The sequence below is a fragment of the Parafrankia soli genome (assembly GCF_001854695.1).
Taxonomy (GTDB): domain Bacteria; phylum Actinomycetota; class Actinomycetes; order Frankiales; family Frankiaceae; genus Parafrankia; species Parafrankia soli.
In genome coordinates this window covers 87814-104383 of record NZ_MAXA01000224.1, presented here as the reverse complement: position 1 = coordinate 104383, position 16570 = coordinate 87814, and the positions used below count along the sequence as shown (strand labels likewise).

At 74.0% G+C, this 16570-nt stretch carries 14 protein-coding genes; 5 read left to right on the top strand and 9 right to left on the bottom strand.

What is annotated here, in order from left to right:
• Nucleotides 1–76 precede the first annotated feature (76 nt).
• The 3 genes from BBK14_RS20980 to BBK14_RS20970 all read right to left on the bottom strand — a co-directional run bounded on the left by BBK14_RS20980 (nucleotide 77) and on the right by BBK14_RS20970 (nucleotide 2817).
• The gene (locus BBK14_RS20980) at nucleotides 77–679 is read right to left on the bottom strand and encodes an OmpA family protein (RefSeq protein ID WP_071065051.1); all 603 of its coding nucleotides are present in this window, start codon (nucleotides 677–679) and stop codon (nucleotides 77–79) included.
• A 47-nt stretch (nucleotides 680–726) separates the two neighbouring features.
• On the bottom strand, nucleotides 727–1272 hold the full coding sequence (locus BBK14_RS20975) for a hypothetical protein (RefSeq protein ID WP_071064954.1): 546 nt from the start codon (nucleotides 1270–1272) through the stop codon (nucleotides 727–729).
• A 501-nt stretch (nucleotides 1273–1773) separates the two neighbouring features.
• A complete protein-coding gene (locus BBK14_RS20970; protein ID WP_071064953.1) occupies nucleotides 1774–2817 on the bottom strand; it encodes a DUF2470 domain-containing protein in 1044 nt (347 codons plus the stop codon).
• 222 nt (nucleotides 2818–3039) lie between these two features.
• Here BBK14_RS20970 and BBK14_RS20965 point away from each other — a divergent pair, with 222 nt between their 5' ends.
• The gene (locus BBK14_RS20965; RefSeq protein ID WP_071064952.1) at nucleotides 3040–3366 is read left to right on the top strand and encodes a type II toxin-antitoxin system VapB family antitoxin; all 327 of its coding nucleotides are present in this window, start codon (nucleotides 3040–3042) and stop codon (nucleotides 3364–3366) included.
• 63 nt (nucleotides 3367–3429) lie between these two features.
• On the opposite strand, the gene BBK14_RS20960 is transcribed toward BBK14_RS20965, so the two are convergent.
• The 4 genes from BBK14_RS20960 to BBK14_RS20945 all read right to left on the bottom strand — a co-directional run bounded on the left by BBK14_RS20960 (nucleotide 3430) and on the right by BBK14_RS20945 (nucleotide 7828).
• Entirely contained in the window at nucleotides 3430–3786 is a 357-nt protein-coding gene (locus BBK14_RS20960) for a hypothetical protein (RefSeq protein ID WP_020464623.1), read from the bottom strand.
• Nucleotides 3787–3882: 96 nt separating this feature from the next.
• Nucleotides 3883–6042, bottom strand: a complete 2160-nt coding sequence (locus BBK14_RS20955; protein WP_241831715.1) for a primary-amine oxidase — start codon at nucleotides 6040–6042, stop codon at nucleotides 3883–3885.
• Between the two features lie 212 nt (nucleotides 6043–6254).
• Nucleotides 6255–6902 (bottom strand): response regulator transcription factor, encoded by a 648-nt coding sequence (locus tag BBK14_RS20950; protein ID WP_071064951.1) that lies wholly within the window; start codon nucleotides 6900–6902, stop codon nucleotides 6255–6257.
• Nucleotides 6890–7828, bottom strand: coding sequence for an MOSC domain-containing protein (locus BBK14_RS20945; RefSeq protein WP_071064950.1), 939 nt, complete (start codon nucleotides 7826–7828; stop codon nucleotides 6890–6892). The genes BBK14_RS20950 and BBK14_RS20945 overlap by 13 nt, the downstream gene beginning before the upstream one ends.
• Before the next feature lie 124 nt (nucleotides 7829–7952).
• Between BBK14_RS20945 and BBK14_RS20940 the strand changes: the two genes are divergently transcribed.
• The 4 genes from BBK14_RS20940 to BBK14_RS20925 all read left to right on the top strand — a co-directional run bounded on the left by BBK14_RS20940 (nucleotide 7953) and on the right by BBK14_RS20925 (nucleotide 12873).
• Nucleotides 7953–9101, top strand: a complete 1149-nt coding sequence (locus BBK14_RS20940; protein ID WP_071065050.1) for a hypothetical protein — start codon at nucleotides 7953–7955, stop codon at nucleotides 9099–9101.
• A 64-nt stretch (nucleotides 9102–9165) separates the two neighbouring features.
• The gene (locus BBK14_RS20935; RefSeq protein WP_071064949.1) at nucleotides 9166–9879 is read left to right on the top strand and encodes a hypothetical protein; all 714 of its coding nucleotides are present in this window, start codon (nucleotides 9166–9168) and stop codon (nucleotides 9877–9879) included.
• A 273-nt stretch (nucleotides 9880–10152) separates the two neighbouring features.
• The gene (locus BBK14_RS20930) at nucleotides 10153–10890 is read left to right on the top strand and encodes a YcnI family copper-binding membrane protein (protein ID WP_071064948.1); all 738 of its coding nucleotides are present in this window, start codon (nucleotides 10153–10155) and stop codon (nucleotides 10888–10890) included.
• A gap of 111 nt (nucleotides 10891–11001) precedes the next feature.
• Nucleotides 11002–12873 carry a copper resistance CopC/CopD family protein gene (locus tag BBK14_RS20925; RefSeq protein WP_071064947.1) on the top strand — a complete coding sequence of 624 codons (1872 nt, stop codon included), beginning with the start codon at nucleotides 11002–11004 and terminating at the stop codon, nucleotides 12871–12873.
• 80 nt (nucleotides 12874–12953) lie between these two features.
• Here the strand turns inward: BBK14_RS20925 and BBK14_RS20920 are convergent, their stop codons facing one another.
• Together BBK14_RS20920 and BBK14_RS20915 are read right to left on the bottom strand one after the other, a co-directional pair.
• Complete coding sequence (locus BBK14_RS20920; RefSeq protein WP_241831714.1) at nucleotides 12954–14474, bottom strand: RNA polymerase sigma factor; 1521 nt, start codon at nucleotides 14472–14474, stop codon at nucleotides 12954–12956.
• A 338-nt stretch (nucleotides 14475–14812) separates the two neighbouring features.
• Entirely contained in the window at nucleotides 14813–16507 is a 1695-nt protein-coding gene (locus tag BBK14_RS20915) for a trypsin-like peptidase domain-containing protein (protein ID WP_083391128.1), read from the bottom strand.
• Nucleotides 16508–16570 lie beyond the last annotated feature (63 nt).

Genomic DNA, 16570 nt, shown 5'->3' with positions numbered 1-16570 from the left:
GAGGAAAATGAAAACGGTTGTCGATGCGGATGTCAAATCGAACCGGCGTGGTCCAAACGGATGGCGCCCGCGGAGGTCAGCTGGCCAGGAAGCTGATCTGGACCCGCCTGTTCAGCGCGCGCCCGGCGGCGTCGTCGGACCCGTCGGGCCGGGTGTTCGGCGCGACAGGGTCGGCTCCGCCGCGGCCCGTAGCCGAGACGCGCGTGCCGCTCGGTACGGCTGGGCGGAGCAGATCCGCGACCGCGTTGGCCCGGCGCTGCGAGAGGATCACGTTGTAGGCCGGGGTGCCGAGGCTGTCGGTGTGGCCGAGAACCGTGACCGTCCTGGTGGCAGGGCCGACCCGGCCCGCGAGCGTGGCGATCTCCGTGCGCGCGGCCTCGGTCAGATCGTCGGAGTCGAAGGCGAACAGGACGTCCGCGCTGATCGTGACGGTGACCCGGTCGCCGGACCGTTCCTCGGTGACCAGCGGGAGCACGGAGTCCGCCGGGTCGATGGTGAGGACCGAGCCGGCGGCGTCGAGCGGGCGCACCGAACGGGTGATCTCCTCGGCGGGCACATCGGCCGGGGGCGGTGGTGCGCTCGTGGCGCCGAGGGCCCCCGGGCTCTCCGCCCCGGCGAGCGCCCAGAGCGCCGCGGTGACCAGAGCCAGCCGGGCGGCCCGGCCCGCGATCGCGCTCACCGGCGCCGTCACTGCCGCTGTCGCGGCGGGGGGCCGCGGGAGCGCGCTCAACGCGTGATCGCGGCGTCGTCGACGATCACCCGGTCGTTGAGGTAGACGTCCACGGTGGTCACGTCGGCGGGCGGTGCGGCGAAGGTGAACGAGCCGGTCACGGGCACGTTGTTGCGGGTCCGGGTGGTTCCCGAGGCGGCGCCCAGCGCCACTCCGGCGGAGTCCCGCACGACTGTGTAGCGGCGCAGGTTCACGGAGTCGACCAGGGTGACAGCGGCGTCGCGCCGGCCGGCCATGTCGTAGAGCGTGATGCCGGTGCCCGGGTCCTTGGCGTAGCGCGGCGTGAAGAGCAGATCGAGGCGGGCGAGTTGGCCGTCGACCCGCAGCCCGACGAAGCCGACCTCGACGTCCCCGTCCGCTCCCTGGAAGCGGGTGGTGCGGCTCGCGGTCGGCGTTCCCGCGGGCGGGGCTTCCGGGGAGGCCGCGCCGCCCTGGCCCGTGCCCGCTGTGCCGCTCGCCGGGGCCGGTGAGGGTGCCTCATCGTCGCCGGAGCCCGAACAGCCCGGGAGGACCAGGCAGGCAACCAGCAGGCCGCCGACCAACGCGGATGTACTCCGCGCGCGGTAGCCGCCAGAGCCACGGATCGAGGCCGGCCGGGCGGTCGACGCGGGACGCGCCCCCGGGGCCGATGGCCTCGCCGGGACGGGTGTCGTCCGCGGGCTGGCCGTCACCGGGCTGGCCGTCGCTGGGACGGTCGTCGGCGCCAAGGCGGGCGGGGGCAGGTGCGGCATCGGACCTCCGGGCGGGAGGGTCAGGGGAGTCCGATGCCGATTATGATCCCCGCCCGCCGGGCCTGGGGACAGGTACGGACACCGCCCGGGCCCAATCCGTCACCCGTGGGTCGAAAGGCGACAGAACGCGCGCCCTGTCGGCGCCTGCCGTGGCCGGGCCGGATGTTGCCGGCACGGGGGCCGCGGTGGCGGAGACCGCCGTAGCGCGGGCCGCCCGGGCCGCCCGGGCCGGACCCGCGACGGTGTCCGCCACGCCGCGGGTGGCGGTACGGCGGGGCCCGTCGGCGGTCGGCTCCGGTGCGTCAGCGCGGTTCATTCGGTGCCGTGCTCCGCCTCTTCCAGCAGCAGGCGCAGCTCGAGCCCGAGCGAGCGAGGTTCGGCCAGCGGAGACCGGAACAGCACCCGGACGGCGTCGGCGCCGTCGGGGCCGATCCGCCACATGTCCAGGCCGGCCCGGTCGAGCGAGGTCACCGACGCGCCGATCACCTCGTCGGCGCAGATGCTTCCGGCCGCCGTGACGCCGCGCGCGGCGAGCTGGCGCATCTGGGCGGCGTGGGCCTTGTTGAGGTGCTCGATCAGGTCCGGGGCGTAGGCCGTCACGAGGTCGGGCTCGGCGAGGGCGTACGAGGTGAGCTCGACGCGGCGGGCCGGCCCGAGCGACGACCAGCGGCCGCCGGGGCGTGCCGCCGCGTCGCGCCGCGCGCCCCGCGCCCGGCGGGTGACCCGGGACCGCCGCGGGGCCGGAGCCTCCACGACCTCCGTGCCCGCCGCCAGGTCGGCACCCGCCGCTTCCGTGCCGGTAGCCAGTTCCGTGCCCGCGGCCAGCTCGGCGTGTGCGGCTTCGGTGCCTGCCGCGAGCTCGGTCGCGACCGGCACGGAGCCGGCGGCTGTCCGGTCGGCGACTGTCCGGTCGGCGACCGGTGCCCGGTCGGCGCCGGCCGGGGCTTCGGCGCGGCCGGGCAGGCAGATGAGCACCTCGTCCACGGCCACGGAGAGGACACGCAGATCGGAGATGTCGCCGGAGGTCACTGTGATGCTGCGCCCCAGGTTGCCCAGGCGTTGGACGAGCTCGTCGGCGGTCTCCGCCGCCGAGGCCAGCACCCCCGCGAGGACCAGGCGCTCCCCGTTGTGGCCGGGCACGTCGACGCGTGCGCGGCGGCCGGAGTCCGCGCACCGCGCGGGCGGGCTGTCGGCGCCCACGAGCAGCAGGGGCTCGCCGCCGTCGTCGATGAGTCCGACCCAGCCCCGAACGTGGGCGCAGGGCAGCGTGAGCAGCGCGCAGCGGCCGCCGGCGAGGATGGTCCTCGCCTGCTCAGCCAGCACGGGCATGTCGACGTCCGAGCTTGGACTCGTCACCGGGCCTCCTCCTGTCATCAGGTAAGGCTTACTTAAGTCGTCGAGAGCCCGATGGTCAAGCCTTTCGTCCGGTTGTGGTCCCCTGTCTCAGATCAACACTGGTCGCGATTCCCAATGTCCGCGCAACGCGGTCCCGGAAGGGCACCGCGATCCGGTTCGCGGGCGGAGGATTCTAGGCTGTCGTGGTCGGGCAGTGTCTCGCCCCTCGAGAAGGAGGTGCCGGTGATCTTCAAGTTGGTCGGTGACGGTCGCCCGTACCCCGATCATGGTCTTGGCCAGCGGGACTGGGCCGCCATCCCGCCGCGGCAGGTGCGGCTCGACCAGCTCATCACGACGAAACGGGTGCTGGCGCTCGACGTCCTGCTGGACGAGGACTCGACGTTCTACGGCGACCTGTTCCCCCACGTTGTGGAGTGGGGTGGGGCGCTCTACCTGGAGGACGGCCTGCACCGCGCCGTGCGCGCGGCGCTGGCGCAGCGGACGTCCATCCACGCCCGGGTGCACGTGCACACCGCGGCACGGCCGGTGGGCAGGCTCAGCCACCAGTGACGCCGGGCCGGGCGCTTCCCGCGCTCCAGGTCCGGGGCCTGGTGGCGGCGGTGCGGGCCCGGCTCAGTCGTTGGTGATCTCGTAGGTCACGTAGGTGTCCTCGCCGACCTTGGCGAAGACGTAGCGCGGGCACGCCGACCCCGGCCGGTAGGCCGCGATGGGCCGAAGCACGGGGGAGCGCATGACCTGCTTGAGCCGCCCGCCGGCGAGCTTGCGTGCCTGGGCCCCGGAGACATCCGCAGTCTCCTGGCGCTCGTACCATCCACCGCAGTAGTGGATGTCGTGGGGGCGTGACGTCCAGGCCGGCGTGTGGAAGACCCAGAGCAGGTAGGCCGTACGCATGATCAGGGCCAGCAGGGCGATCGTGATCAGAGCACGGACGAGGTTCCCGGCCCGGTTCGTGGCGAGAACGGGACTCACAACTCCGGGAGCCTAGGGCAGCTACCCCCGTTCCGGGGCAAGCCGTCCCTTCCGGTCGGGGCGTGTCGCGTGCGCGCCCGCCCGCCGACGCCCCGGCTAAACAGCACGACCGGGCCCGTCCGCGGCCCCACCGACGTGCTCGTCCGAGCTGCCACCCGCGTTGTCTGCTGCGTGGTCTCCCGGCTGCCCGCCGGCGCAACCGGCCGCGTGCCCGGCAGTGGGGTCGGCAGCCTGCCCGGCGAGGTGCCCGGATGCGTGCCCGGCGAGGTGCTCGGACGGGGGCAGGTCGAGGGCCGGGTTGCCGTCGAAGAAGCCGTCCGGGCGCAGCTCGAAGCCGATCCGGCTGACCGGCATCACCGGCCAGTCCTCCGGGCGCACGACGTGGTGCGCCCCGAAGCTGTACCAGACGACGATGTCGGTGTCGGCGACCGGCCGGTCCGCGGCCGCGTACTGCGGCAGGCCCTCGTTGCCCGCGTTCTGGTTCGGGTAGCGGCCGGCGGCGTACCGCTCCCGCTCGTCGTGCGCGGTCACCCACAGGTTGCGGGACGCGAACCGCCCGCGCGCCGCCTGGTGCGAGTCGGGATGCGCCAGCAACGGCGCCGTGTGCCCCGGGACGAGCCGGTAGGCCACCGGGCGGCCGAGCGGGCCCTCGACGCGCGGGTTGGTGATCCGCCAGAACCGCGCGACGGACGGGTCGACCCTGCGCTGGGCGCGGCGTTCCGAGTCCAGCAGCGTGTCCTGGGTCCGCCAGGCGACGCCCGTCGGGTTGTCCGGGCCGATCGGGTCGGGCACCGAGTCGATCTCGTGCACCGAGTTCGGGCCGCCGTCGAGCTCCAGGTCCAGGCGCACGTTGAAGAAGTGCTGGTGATGCGGCCCGTACAGGCCGGGCGCCACGAGCACCCCGTGCGACGGCGACTCGCCCGGCCGCACCGCCCCGGTCGAGATCACCCCGGTCAGCTTCACCTCGAACTCGATCGAGCCGTCCAGGTAGAGGTACCAGAAGAAGCCGTACTCGTAGTTCCCGACCGTGCAGATCATCGAGATCACCAGCCGGCGCATGCGGCGGACCTCGACCTGGCCGGTCCGGAAGTCGGTGTGCTTCCAGGCGATGCCGGTGTCCTCCTCGTGCAGGCACACCGCGTTCGGGATCGCCACCGGGTTACCGTCGGAGTCGTTCACCACGGCGTCGAAGTACCGGATGTCACCGAGGCAGTCGCAGCCGAGCCGCAGCGAGTTGGCCATCACCCCGACCCCGTACTCGCCCATGTCGAAGACGTTCTTCACCCGGTGCGTCGGCGCCGGGTCGCCGTACGGGACGAACATCTCCGACACCGACGCGCGCTGCAGGATCGGCCGCCGCCGGCCCCGGTCGGTGTACGCGACCTGGTGCAGGATGAGGCCCTCGCGCGGGGTGAAACCGATGCGCAGGTCCCATTTCTGCCAGCGGACGGCGTACCCGTCCACGGTGAAGCTGGCGCCGCGCGGTTGGGTGACCTCGATCGGGCGCAGGTCGTCGCGCAGCCGGTCGAACGCGGGGACGTTCTCCGGGGCGGCCGTCATCAGCGCCGGTGCGTAGTTGCCGGGGCGCGGCGGCAGCGGCACGGGGCCGTCCGGGCCCTGGCCGTGGTCGGTCACGTCGACGACGGCCATCGCCTCGAGGTCGACGACGACCTGCAGTCCCTCCGCGGGCCGGGCGTAGCCGTTCTCGCCGGGCCCGGAGCGGACGAACGTCACCGGGCGCGCGATGCGCCGCCGGGCARGGTCGTCCTCACGCCCGGTGTAGCCCGCGGACCACGGGTCGATCATCGCGAGGGAGAAGTCGGTGACCCCGCGCCTGCGCATCGCCGCCTGCCAGTCCGGGTCGGCACGGACGACGTCCTCGCAGGCCAGGAACTCCTCCATCATCATCGCCGCCTGCACGCCGGGGACCGCGTACATCTCCACCACCGTCCCGGCGGACAGCGACACGACGGCCTCGTGGGTCAGCCGCGCCCCGCGCTCGTGCAGGACGCAGAACGCCTGCCGGTCCGGCGCGGCCAGCTCCTCGCCGACGTCCCGCTCGGCCTCGCGCGACACCATGGCGGCTTTTGGTGGCTCGTTCAGTTCGACGGAAACGAAACGAAACTCCGGCCCGAGCTTCTCGCTCGCCCGCAGGATCGCGGTGGCCCGGCCGATCTCGGCGGCCGACAGCGGTTCGAGGGGATGCGCCGGTCGCGCCGGGATCGTCCCGGGCTCCGGGGACGCACTGACCGTCATGGCGACCTCCACCAACATCTCGGGTGCGTGACCCGGCACGCAAGGGACTGGGCCACCCAAAAGTAGAGGTCGCCGAACGCGGGCCATCGGCGGCCCGTTCGGCGGTTTCCGGACGTCCGAAATGGACGCCGGTCAGCATTTCCCGAGATGGGCCTCGGCAGGATTCCCGCAGCAGGTCCGGTCAGGACTCCGGAGGTGGGTACTCCCGGAGGTCAGGACTCCCGGAGGTAGGTGAGGACGGCGAGGACCCGGCGGTGGTCCGTCCCGGAGGACTCCAGCCCCAGCTTGGCGAAGACGTTCGAGATGTGCTTCTCCACCGCGCCGGCGCTCACCACGAGCGCAGCGGCGATGGCCGTGTTCGACCGGCCCTCGGCCATCAGCCCCAGCACCTCGCGCTCGCGCGGGGTGAGCGTGGCCATCGGATCGTTGCGGCGGCTGCGCACCAGCAGCTGCGCGACCACCTCGGGATCCATCACCGTCCCGCCGGCGGCGACGCGCCGCACCGCCTCGACGAACTCACGGACGTCCGCGACCCTGTCCTTGAGGAGGTAGCCGACGGCACCCGCGCCGTCCGCGAGCAGCTCGCTGGCGTACTGTTTCTCCACGTACTGGCTCAGGACGAGCACCGGCGTACCGGGCACCTTGTCCCGCGCGGAGATCGCGGCGCGCAGCCCCTCGTCGCGGTGCGACGGCGGCATGCGCACGTCCACCACCGAGACGTCGGGCCGGTGCTCGACGATCGCGGTGACCAGGCCGGGGCCGTCCCCGACCGTCGTGACCACCTCGCAGCCGGCGTCGGTCAGCAGGCGGCGGATTCCCTCGCGCAGCAGCACGGAGTCCTCCGCGATCACGACCCGCACAGCACATCCTCCTCGCGTCCGTCCGGCGGCGTGAGCGGGTCGCCCGGGCGCAGGATCGCCTCGGTCAGCATGGTGACGTAGACCCCGCAGTCGGTATGCCCGTAGTTGCTGGAGAGTTCCTTGAGTATCCGGATGTCACGGATCCCCGTCTCGGGATTGACGGTCGTCGCCGCGCAGCGTGGCGTCCGTGCGAGCACGCGCGCGCGGGCGGCGCCGAGGCCGAGCTCCAGGCCGGCCCAGCCGAGCTCCGCCCACGGTGCGATCCCGTCGATGTAGACGTTCGCCCGGAACCGCAGCGGGTCGACGGGCTCGCCGACCCGCTCCGCGAGATCCCGGACGGAGGCGAGATTGATCACCGAGATGGCGTGCATGAACGTGTCCCCGCCGGCACCCGTGTCGGTGAAGCGGTGCCGCCCGCGGGCGGCGACGAGCCGCGGCCGGCCGCCGAGCCGGGACCCGAGCACCGCGAGGACGTAGTCCTCCAACTCGGCGCGCCCGGCCGGGGTGTTCAGGTCGACCCGGCGCACGTCGACGAGCCTGTCACCGGGCCTGGCAGCGGGCCCGTCGCCGGGCCCGCCACCGGGGCCGTCACCAGGCACGTCGCCGGTGTGTGCCGTCTGCTCGCACAGGCCGAAGGTCAGCATCCCGGACGCCGGGTCGAACGAGCTGCGGATCCGCGCGAGCGCCTCGTCCTTCTGGAGCATGACGAAACGGGTCTTGGGCAGGACCTCGGGGTCTTCCTCGTCGAACATCGTGTCCGGGCGGGCGAGCGCGAACATGCGGTCACCGGGGACGCTGTCGCCCGGATGGAGCGGCACCTCCGGGAGCGCCTCGGGTGTCATCCCCTTCAACGGGTACCGAAAGAGCCGGACGACGCGGCCCACGGCGGGGCTCGCGGTCGTGCCCGCCTCGCTGCTGGCGTCCATGCCCGTGCTCAACCTTCCATCCCCGAAACCGCCGGTGTGGGCCGAAACTGTCAGTGGGCCGAAACTGTCGGAGCCGGGTGAAACCGTCTCGTCATGTTCCGCGCGACCGTACGCTCAGACCGTCATGGTCAGTGCTCGGATCACCCCTCGGACCACCTCCCGGACGGCGCGCCTCATACCCGCCCTGGCCCGGGGCGCGGGTGCGGCCCTTCTCGCGTTCCTGGTCGGTGCGCTGTGGCTGGTCGCGCTCGCCCGCCCGGCGTCCGCGCACACCATCGGCGGGGCCGGCCCGACGAACTACCACACCACGCTCACCGGGGACCCGGCCGTACCCGGTGTGCGGCTGAGCGTCGTCGAGAACGGGAACCGGGTGCGGCTGGTGGCCACGGCGGGCTTTCCCATCCTCGTCGAGGGATACGAGAAGGAACCCTACCTACGCCTCGACACCCGCGGAGTGTGGGAGAACCGGCGTTCCTCGGCCACGTACCTCAACGCCAGCCGCACCGGCGACGACCCCGGCCCGGCCGACGTGGTCGACCCGTCGGCCCCGCCGGACTGGGTGCGGGTCTCCGCGGCGCAGGGCGGCCGCGTCGAGGCGTTCTGGCACGACCACCGGGTCCACTGGATGGGGTCGGCGGACCCGCCCGCGGTGCGCGCGGCGCCGGACCAGCGGCACCGGATCCAGGACTGGTCCGTCCCGCTGACGGCGAATGGGCGGCAGGCCGTCTACACGGGGACGCTCGAGTGGATCCCCGGTCCGTCGCCGCTGCCGTGGGCGGCGGGCACGGTCGCGGTGCTGGCCGGCACCGCCGCGCTGGGTCTCCTCCGGCAGGCGCGGTGGCCGCTCGCGGCCGTGCTGGCCGGTCTCGTCGCGGTCGACGCGACGCACTCCGCGCTGGTCGCGGCGGCGAACGCGAACGGCCGCCTCGACGCCTTCGTCTGGGGCAACGCCGTGCAGATCGCCGTGTGGGCGGGCGCCCTGGCCGGCGCGGTCCTCATCGTCCGGCGCTCGCCGACGGGGCTCTACCTGGCGGTGAGCGCCGGGCTGCTGATCGCCGTCCTCGGCGGCGTGCCCGATCTCGGGGTGTTCGTCCGCTCGGGCACGCCGGTGGTCGGCCCGGTGCTCGTGGTCCGGGTGGTCACCGCGGTGACGCTGGGCGCTGGCGCGGGGCTGGGGCTCGCGGTGTGGCTGACATTGCGGCGTCAGCCCGAGATGTCTGTTTCATCCGGAGCACCGGAGGTGCCGGGGGTATCCGGGGTGTCCGTCCCGTGACAAGGAATGTGGTCCTTGGCGCCAGTGACGTCCCCGCGTGGCAGGCTTGCTGACTGTGACAGGTATGCCGGGGACGAGCAGGCTTGCGAGAGCTGCCGTCTTCGGTGTCTCCTCGGCCTGCCTGGCGCTCGCGGCGCACGTCGCCGCGGGCGGGGAACGCCCACCCGCCCTGCTGGTCGCGGCCGGCGCCGGGCTTCTCACCCGGGTCGTCTACGGCCTCGCCGACCGGGAACGCGTGCTGGGGCAGATCCTCGGGGCCGTCCTGGCCGCGCAGGCCACGCTGCACACCGCCTTCGTCCTCGCGACGCACCACCCCCCCGGAGCGGGCGGAGCCGGCTCGGCACCGACCGCGGTCGCGGTGGTGGGGCCCGGGGTCGGTGAGCACCTGGTGGCCTCCCTGTTTCCCGGCGGGTCGATGGTTGCCGGGCACGCCTGCGCCGCGTCGTGCGTGGCCGTGCTGCTGCACCGGTGCGAGCGGCGCCTGTGGTCCACCGCGGCGCTGCGGTTGGCGGTGGAACGCGCCGTCACCGCCGTGGCGCGGATGACGTCCAGCGTGCTCGCCCGGCTGCGCGCCGCGGGGCGGATCGTGCCGCTCGCCGCGGCGGCGCGGCCGCGGGTCGCCGCCGCGCCGGTGACCTCGATGCCCGGGCGGGTCGCCGGCGGCGGGGCCGGTCCGGGGATCCGGTGGCACGCTCATGTCCTCCTGCTCGGAACCGACGCCGCACGGCGCGGGCCGCCGACCCGTCGACCGGGGTCGAGTCTCCGACCGGCGCTCTGACAGCGCACGGCGGAAGCCGGCACGCACGCGTCCGGAAGGTTCGCGCGGCTCGCGACGATGCGGCCTGCGATGCGGCCGTCGTGACGCTGCCGTGTCCTGGCGTCGCCGTCCTTGACAGTGCTGTCCCTGATGGTGCTGTTCGTGGCCGTGCCGCCTGGGCCCGCGCCCGCCGCTTCGCGTCGGCGCCGCCGGCCGTGCCGAGACGACCCCGGTGCTCGGGTCAGCAAATCCGATCACCAACGGAAGGCCCACCGGCCTTCGAGGAGGACTCCGATGTCCCGCACCATCCACACAGCCCGGCTCCGCCGTGGGGTCCTGTGCGCGCTCGCCGCCGCGGCGGGCACCATCGCGCTCGCCGTGCCGGCGTCCGCGCACGTCACCGTGTCGCCGGCGGAGGCGGCCGCGGGCGGCTACGCGACCCTGTCGTTCAAGGTGCCGACCGAGAGCGACACGGCGTCCACCACCGGGATCGACGTGCAGTTTCCGACCGACGCGCCGATCGCGTCGGTCACCGTCCAGCCCAAGCCCGGCTGGACGTACAAGGTCACCAAGGGCGCGCCGCCGGCGCCGCTCACCGTGCACGGCAGCCAGGTCAGCGAGATCGTCACCCGGATCACCTGGACGGCGCAGGACGGCGGCGGCATCAAGCCGGGCGAGTTCGACACCTTCAGCGTCTCGGCCGGCCCGCTGCCGGAGAAGGGCGACCAGGTCGTCTTCAAGACCCTGCAGACCTACTCGGACGGCGAGGTCGTCCGCTGGGTCGATGTCGCGGCGGCGGGTGCAGCCGAGCTGGAGCACCCGGCGCCGACGGTCACGCTGACCGCCGCCGCGGCGGCCGGCCACGACGACGACGGTGACGACACCGCCAGCATCGAATATACGGCCGCCACGGAATCGGACTCCACGTCGGACGGCACGGCACGCGCGCTCGGGATCACCGGGCTCGTACTGGGAGTCCTCGGACTGGCCGCCGGGGCCTTCGCGCTGATCACGACCCGCCGGCGGGCCTGACCCCGCGGGGTGCCTCCCACCAGCCGGTGGGAGGCACCCCGCACTCGCAGACACCGGCCGGCCGGGGTGACACCCCCGCCCTGGGCGGAACATCACCCGGAACGGAACATCATGACCGGATCCGAACGAAGGGGCTTGGAGCGTGGCGCCGGCCGCCGGCGCGCCGGCGAGCCCTCCCGCCGCCACGTAGGCGCCCGCAGGGTGCTGGCGGTCTGCGCGCTCGCCGCCGTCGCCGTGCTGGGCATGGCGCTGCCCGCGTCGGCGCACGCGGTGCTCACCGGCAGCGACCCGGTGGGCGGAGCGGCCCTCGACACCGCTCCCGCCCGGGTGACCCTGACGTTCAGCGAGTCCGTCTCGGTCAAGTCCGATTCGATCCGGATCCTGGACACCGCCGGCGCCCGCGCCGACGAAGGCGGCGCGCACGCCGGTGCGGCGGCGTCGCAGGCGACCGTCGCCCTGCGCGCCGGGCTCGGCCGGGGCACGTACGTGGTGAGCTGGCGAGTCGTCTCCGCGGACAGCCACCCGGTCGGCGGCGCGTTCGCGTTCGGGGTCGGAGGCCCGCCCGACGCCGGCGCAGCGGCTGCCCTGCCCTCGGGCGGCGGCGGGTCCCGGGTGGTCGGGGTGGCCCTGGGCACGGCGAGGTTCATCGCGTTCGCCGGGGCTGCGCTGCTGATCGGCGCCACCTTCTTCGTGGCCGTCCTGTGGCCCGCCGGGGGGCGCCGCTCCGCCCCGGTCCGGCTGATCGCGGCCGGCTGGCTGCTCAGCCTCGTCGGCGCGGTCGGGATGCTCCTCTTTCAAGGGCCCTACACGGCCGGGTCCGGAATCTCCGGCATCTTCCGTGGTGACCCGCTGGCCACCACCCTGGACGGCCGTTACGGCCAGCTCCTGGCGATCCGCGTGCTGGCGCTGCTGCTGGCCGTGCCGCTGCTGCGCCGGCTGCGCGACCCGGAGATGATCGAACCGGGCGACGACGGCGTTCGCCACCCGTCCGGGGCCGGCCGCCGGGGACTGGTGGAGCTCGCCGGCCTCGGCCTGACGCTTGTGGTGACCATGGCGATGATCGGCCACGCGAGCGCGGGGGAGACGGTCTGGCTGGCGACGGCCAGCGTGACCCTGCACACCGCGGCCATGGCGATCTGGCTGGGCGGGCTGTGCGTGCTCGGCCTGACCCTGCTCGGCTGGTCCGGGCAGGGCGCGGGCGACGGCCACGGCAGCAGCACCGGCAATGACACTGGCGATGACGGCGTGGGCCGCGACGCGAGCCTCGAAGGCGAGCCCGTGCCACCCGCCCACGCGGTCGAACTGGCCCATGTCCTGCCACGCTGGTCGAGGACGGCGACGATCGCGATCGCCGTGATCGTCCTGACCGGGGCCTTCCAGACCTGGCGGGAGATCGGCGAGTTCGGGGCGCTGTTCGACACGACCTACGGCCGGTTGCTCCTCTACAAGCTCTGGTTCGTCCTCGGCGCGCTCGGGCTGGGGTTCCTCGCCAGGCGCTGGGTGCTCCGGCACTACCACCCCGAGCCGGGGCCGCAGGTCACCTCGATCGCCCTCACCGGGCTGCGCCGTGGCGTGCTGTTCGAGGTCCTGATCGGTGCCGTGGTCCTGGCGGTCACAGCGATCCTGGTGAACACCATCCCGGGCCGGGACTCCTACGCCCCGCCCTTCGCCAGGACCACCGTCGCCGGCCCGCTCACCGTGGACATCAACGTCTCGCCCACCCGCACCGGGGCGCAGACGATGCACGTCTACACCTACGACCCGCAGGGCCGGCCGCAGCGGCTGGTCGAGGCCAGCGGGGAGCTGAGCCTGCCCTCGGCGGGTGTCGGCCCCCTACAGGTCCCGCTGGTGGAGGTCGCTGACGGCCACGCCGTGGCCGAGGGAGTGGGCGTGCCCCTGCCCGGCCAGTGGCAGCTCCGCTTCACCCTGCGCATCAACGACTTCGACCAGTACGTGACGACGGTCTTCTACGACGTCCGCTGAACTCCGCCCGCTCCGTTGCCTCGGCCGCGTAGGGACTGGCTGAGGCAACGCGCTTCGGTTGAGCTACTTCCGACTCGGGATTAGACCGGGACCGGGCTCTGCAGGTCTTGGGCGCCCGATGGGAGGCGCTGGTCGCCGGCCGGTCCCGGTGCGGTCGTCGCCGGGGCCGGTGCCTCACTGGTCGGCGGCGCCGGGGCCGGAGCGGTGCTCGGGGGCGGGGCGGGCTCGGAGGTCGTCGCCGGCGGCGGCGTCGTGGGAGCCTCGCCGTCCGGCGGCGTCGTCGGGGTGCCCGTGGCCGGGGGTGCCGTGGTGGCCGGGGGCGGCGTCGTCGGGCCGGGGGTCGCGGGCGGTGTCGTCGGCGGGGTCGTCGCCGGCGGCGCGGGCGCGTTCGTGGTGGGCGGCGGCGGTGTGCTCGGGGCCGGCGCGGGCGGTGCGGCGGGCTGGTCGGCGCCGCGCTGGCCGGTGTCGACCTCGCGGACGACCTGGCCGGGGCGGGATACGCCGGGACGGCTCGTGTAGGCGCCCGCGACGGTCGGCACCACAGTGGGCGAGGGCGCCTCGGACGCGACCGGCGGCCGGGCGATCGTCGGCAGGGGGCCGGGTGGCGCCGAGGGGGCGATCGCGACGATGCCGGGGCCGCCGTCGGCGACCAGCGCGGCCTCGCCCGCGGGCCAGGAGATGACGGCGGTGAGCCCGGCGACGGCGACGACCAGGGCGGCGGCCACGGCGATCGCGGGCCGGGCCCGGAAGTCGGCGAACCCGCCGGACCCTGCGGCGTCACCCGGGTAGGCGCGGTCCACGGGGATCAGCGGGAGGACGTTCCCGTACCGGTCCTGGGCACCGGCGCCGGCCGGTGCCATGGTCTGCTCATGCTGGTCGTCCTGGCGCTGCGTGCGCAACTGCCCGGTGGACGGCGAGATGACGGTTACGGCGTCCTCAGGGGCGTAGCCGCCCGTGGGGCGACCGTCCGCGACCGGTGCCGGACCGCGGCGGTCCTGGGTCGGGAAGGCCGAGGCGGTGAAGGCCGGGACGGCCGGGCGGCTCGGGGCGGCGGCACCGGGATGGCCCGGCACCCCGCCAGCAGCCAGGCCCGCCGCGGCGGCCAGGTCGTCGACTCCGGCAAACGCGACGCCCGCAGGCTCGGTACCGGCGAACTCGGAGCCGGCGCGCTCTGCGGCTCGGCGGCTCGCGGCCGCCGCGGCGGCTTCGGCGGCGACGGCCGCGCGGTCGAAGGTGCGCTCCAGACCGGCCCGCAGGCTGGCCGGCGCGGGCACCACGGCGCCGTCGAGCAGCTCCTCGGGTGAGACGCCGTGCGGGACGGGAACGCTGCGCGCCTGCGGGGATCCCGACCAGGCCAGCGCGCTGCCGCGGGCGAGCTCCAGCAGCCAGGGGCGCAGTCGGGTCGGGTCCGAGAGCGGGTTGAGCCTCGTCCTCGCCACGAGGGCGAACGCGGTGCCGGCGGCCGCCCGCGCGACCGTCGGGTCGCCGAGGATCAGCAGGCACATCGAGAAGACGTCGTCGGCGTAGCGGTTGTACAGGTCATCGAAAGCCTGACGATCGCCGCGCCGAACCCGCGCCACCAGGTCCGCGTCGTCGTTCATCCGCTCAGCATCTCCCCGTGACGGCGTTCCTGACCTCGGCATCGGGACCAGGCTCCCAACCATTGTGGTGCCGGCCTGGTCACCGGTCAGGCAGGTCAATAGTAGGAGGTGCGTCATCCTGTTGGGGTGAATGCTGGGAAGATCTTTTGTCGCCAGCTCGACACCACGGTCAGCTTGACGCTGATCGTGGTGTCGTATCCCACTTCGTCGGGCGCGCTGACCACCTTATACGAAGGCAGCTTCGACGTATCCGCTCCGGCATCGCCGGGGCCGGACCGGTCCAGGCGACTGGTGAAGAAACCGCCTGGTATTCCCGAGAACCATCGTCAGTGTGGTGATCAGGAATTGGGCGGTTGTTCGAGCAGCGTGACCGTCGCGGTCTGGCTGGAGCCGTCGCGCTGGTAGGTGACCTGCACCTGGTTGCCGATCTCGTAGGACCGGACGGCGGCGATCAGCGAATCCACGTCGGTGACGGCGCGATCCCCCACTTTGGTGATGACGTCACCTACGCGCAGGCCCGCTTTGTCCGCCGGGCCTCCGCTGACCAGGGAGCGGATCTGCGCGCCCGTCCCACTCGCGGCCGTCGACCGGGTGTTCTCGTCGGCGGTGGAGGCGCTCACACCCAGATAGGGGTGCTGCGCTGCGCCGTTGTCGACGAGCTGGCCGGCGACCTTCTCCGCGTAGTTGCCCGGAATCGCGAAACCAACCCCGATGTTTCCGGACTGCTGACTACCACCAAAGGGTGAACTGCCGCCGWCCGTCGCGATTGCGGTGTTCACGCCGATGATCTCGCCCTTGCTGTTCACCAGCGGCCCACCCGAGTTGCCGGGATTGATGGGCGCGTCGGTCTGGATCGCGTCCAGGACGGTGTTCTGCTGGTCCCGCACGGTCGCGTCGCCGGTGCGGACGGGCCGGTGCAGCGAGCTGACGATGCCGGAGGTGACCGTCCCGTTGAGGCCCAGCGGGCTGCCGACGGCGACGACGAGCTCGCCGACCTGCAGTGCGTCGGAGTCCCCGAACGTGGCGGCGGGCAGGCCGGTAGCGTCGATCTTGACCACGGCGAGGTCGGAGCTCGGGTCGGTCGCCTTGACCTGCGCGTCGAAGGTCCGGCCGTCCTGCATTGTGACCGTGAGGGTGCCGCCCTGCGAGGCGCCGGACACCACGTGGTTGTTCGTGAGGATGTAGCCGTCCGCGCGGATGATCGTCCCGGAGCCGGTGCCCGACTCCTGGCTGGACTGTTCGGCGATCGTCACGACACTGGGCAGGATCGCCTGCGCGGCCGCGGCGACCGTGTTGTCCGCGGCCGGAGAGACGCCGGCCGTGCCGGTCGACTGCCGCAGGCCGGCGGAGGAGGTCACCACCGCCGGGGAGTCGTCGCTGGCGACGAGTGCGCCGACGCCGCCGCCGATGCCGCCCGACACGAGCGCGATCGCCAGCGCGGCCGCGATCATCCGACGCCGGCGCATGGGCGCCGGGTTCGGCTTCGCGGGGGTGAACCGCCCGTAGGGGTCGGAGCCGCCCGGTGACCCGGGCGCCCGGCCACCGGGTGCCTGACCGCCGGGAGCCGCTCCGGGCGGCACCGGGGCGCCCCAGCCGGGATGCCCGGGGTTCCACCACGCGCCGGACTGCTGCCGGCCCTGGCCGGTGGCCGGGCTGCCCTGGTCGACCCGTTGCGTGCTGTCACCAGCGCCGGCGGTGGAGCGGGGGTCGGCCCAGCCGGAGGTCTGGGCGTAGGGCGCGGTCGGCCGGGGACCCTGCTGCGGGCCCGGCTCGTAGGGCCCACCGGGCGCGCCCGTGCCGGGCGCCGGGCCGGCCGGGTGCGGCGCCGGCGGGGGGCCCGCCGGAAAACCGCCGGTCTGGTCAGGACGGCTCGGGCCGGGCCCGGCCGGCGGCGTACCGGGGTACTGCTGGTGTTCGACGGGATTCGACCGTGGGTCCACCGACCCCTCCGAACTGTTCGCCTCGGCCCTGGTCCGCTCCGGCGCGTCGTCGGGCGGAGCCCAAGGGGACCGGGCGTCGTGCGTGGCAGTCATGGTAAGCACTTTCCCCCGGGACCCTGAGCGATTCCTGAATTCCAACCTACGTTCCGCTTAGTC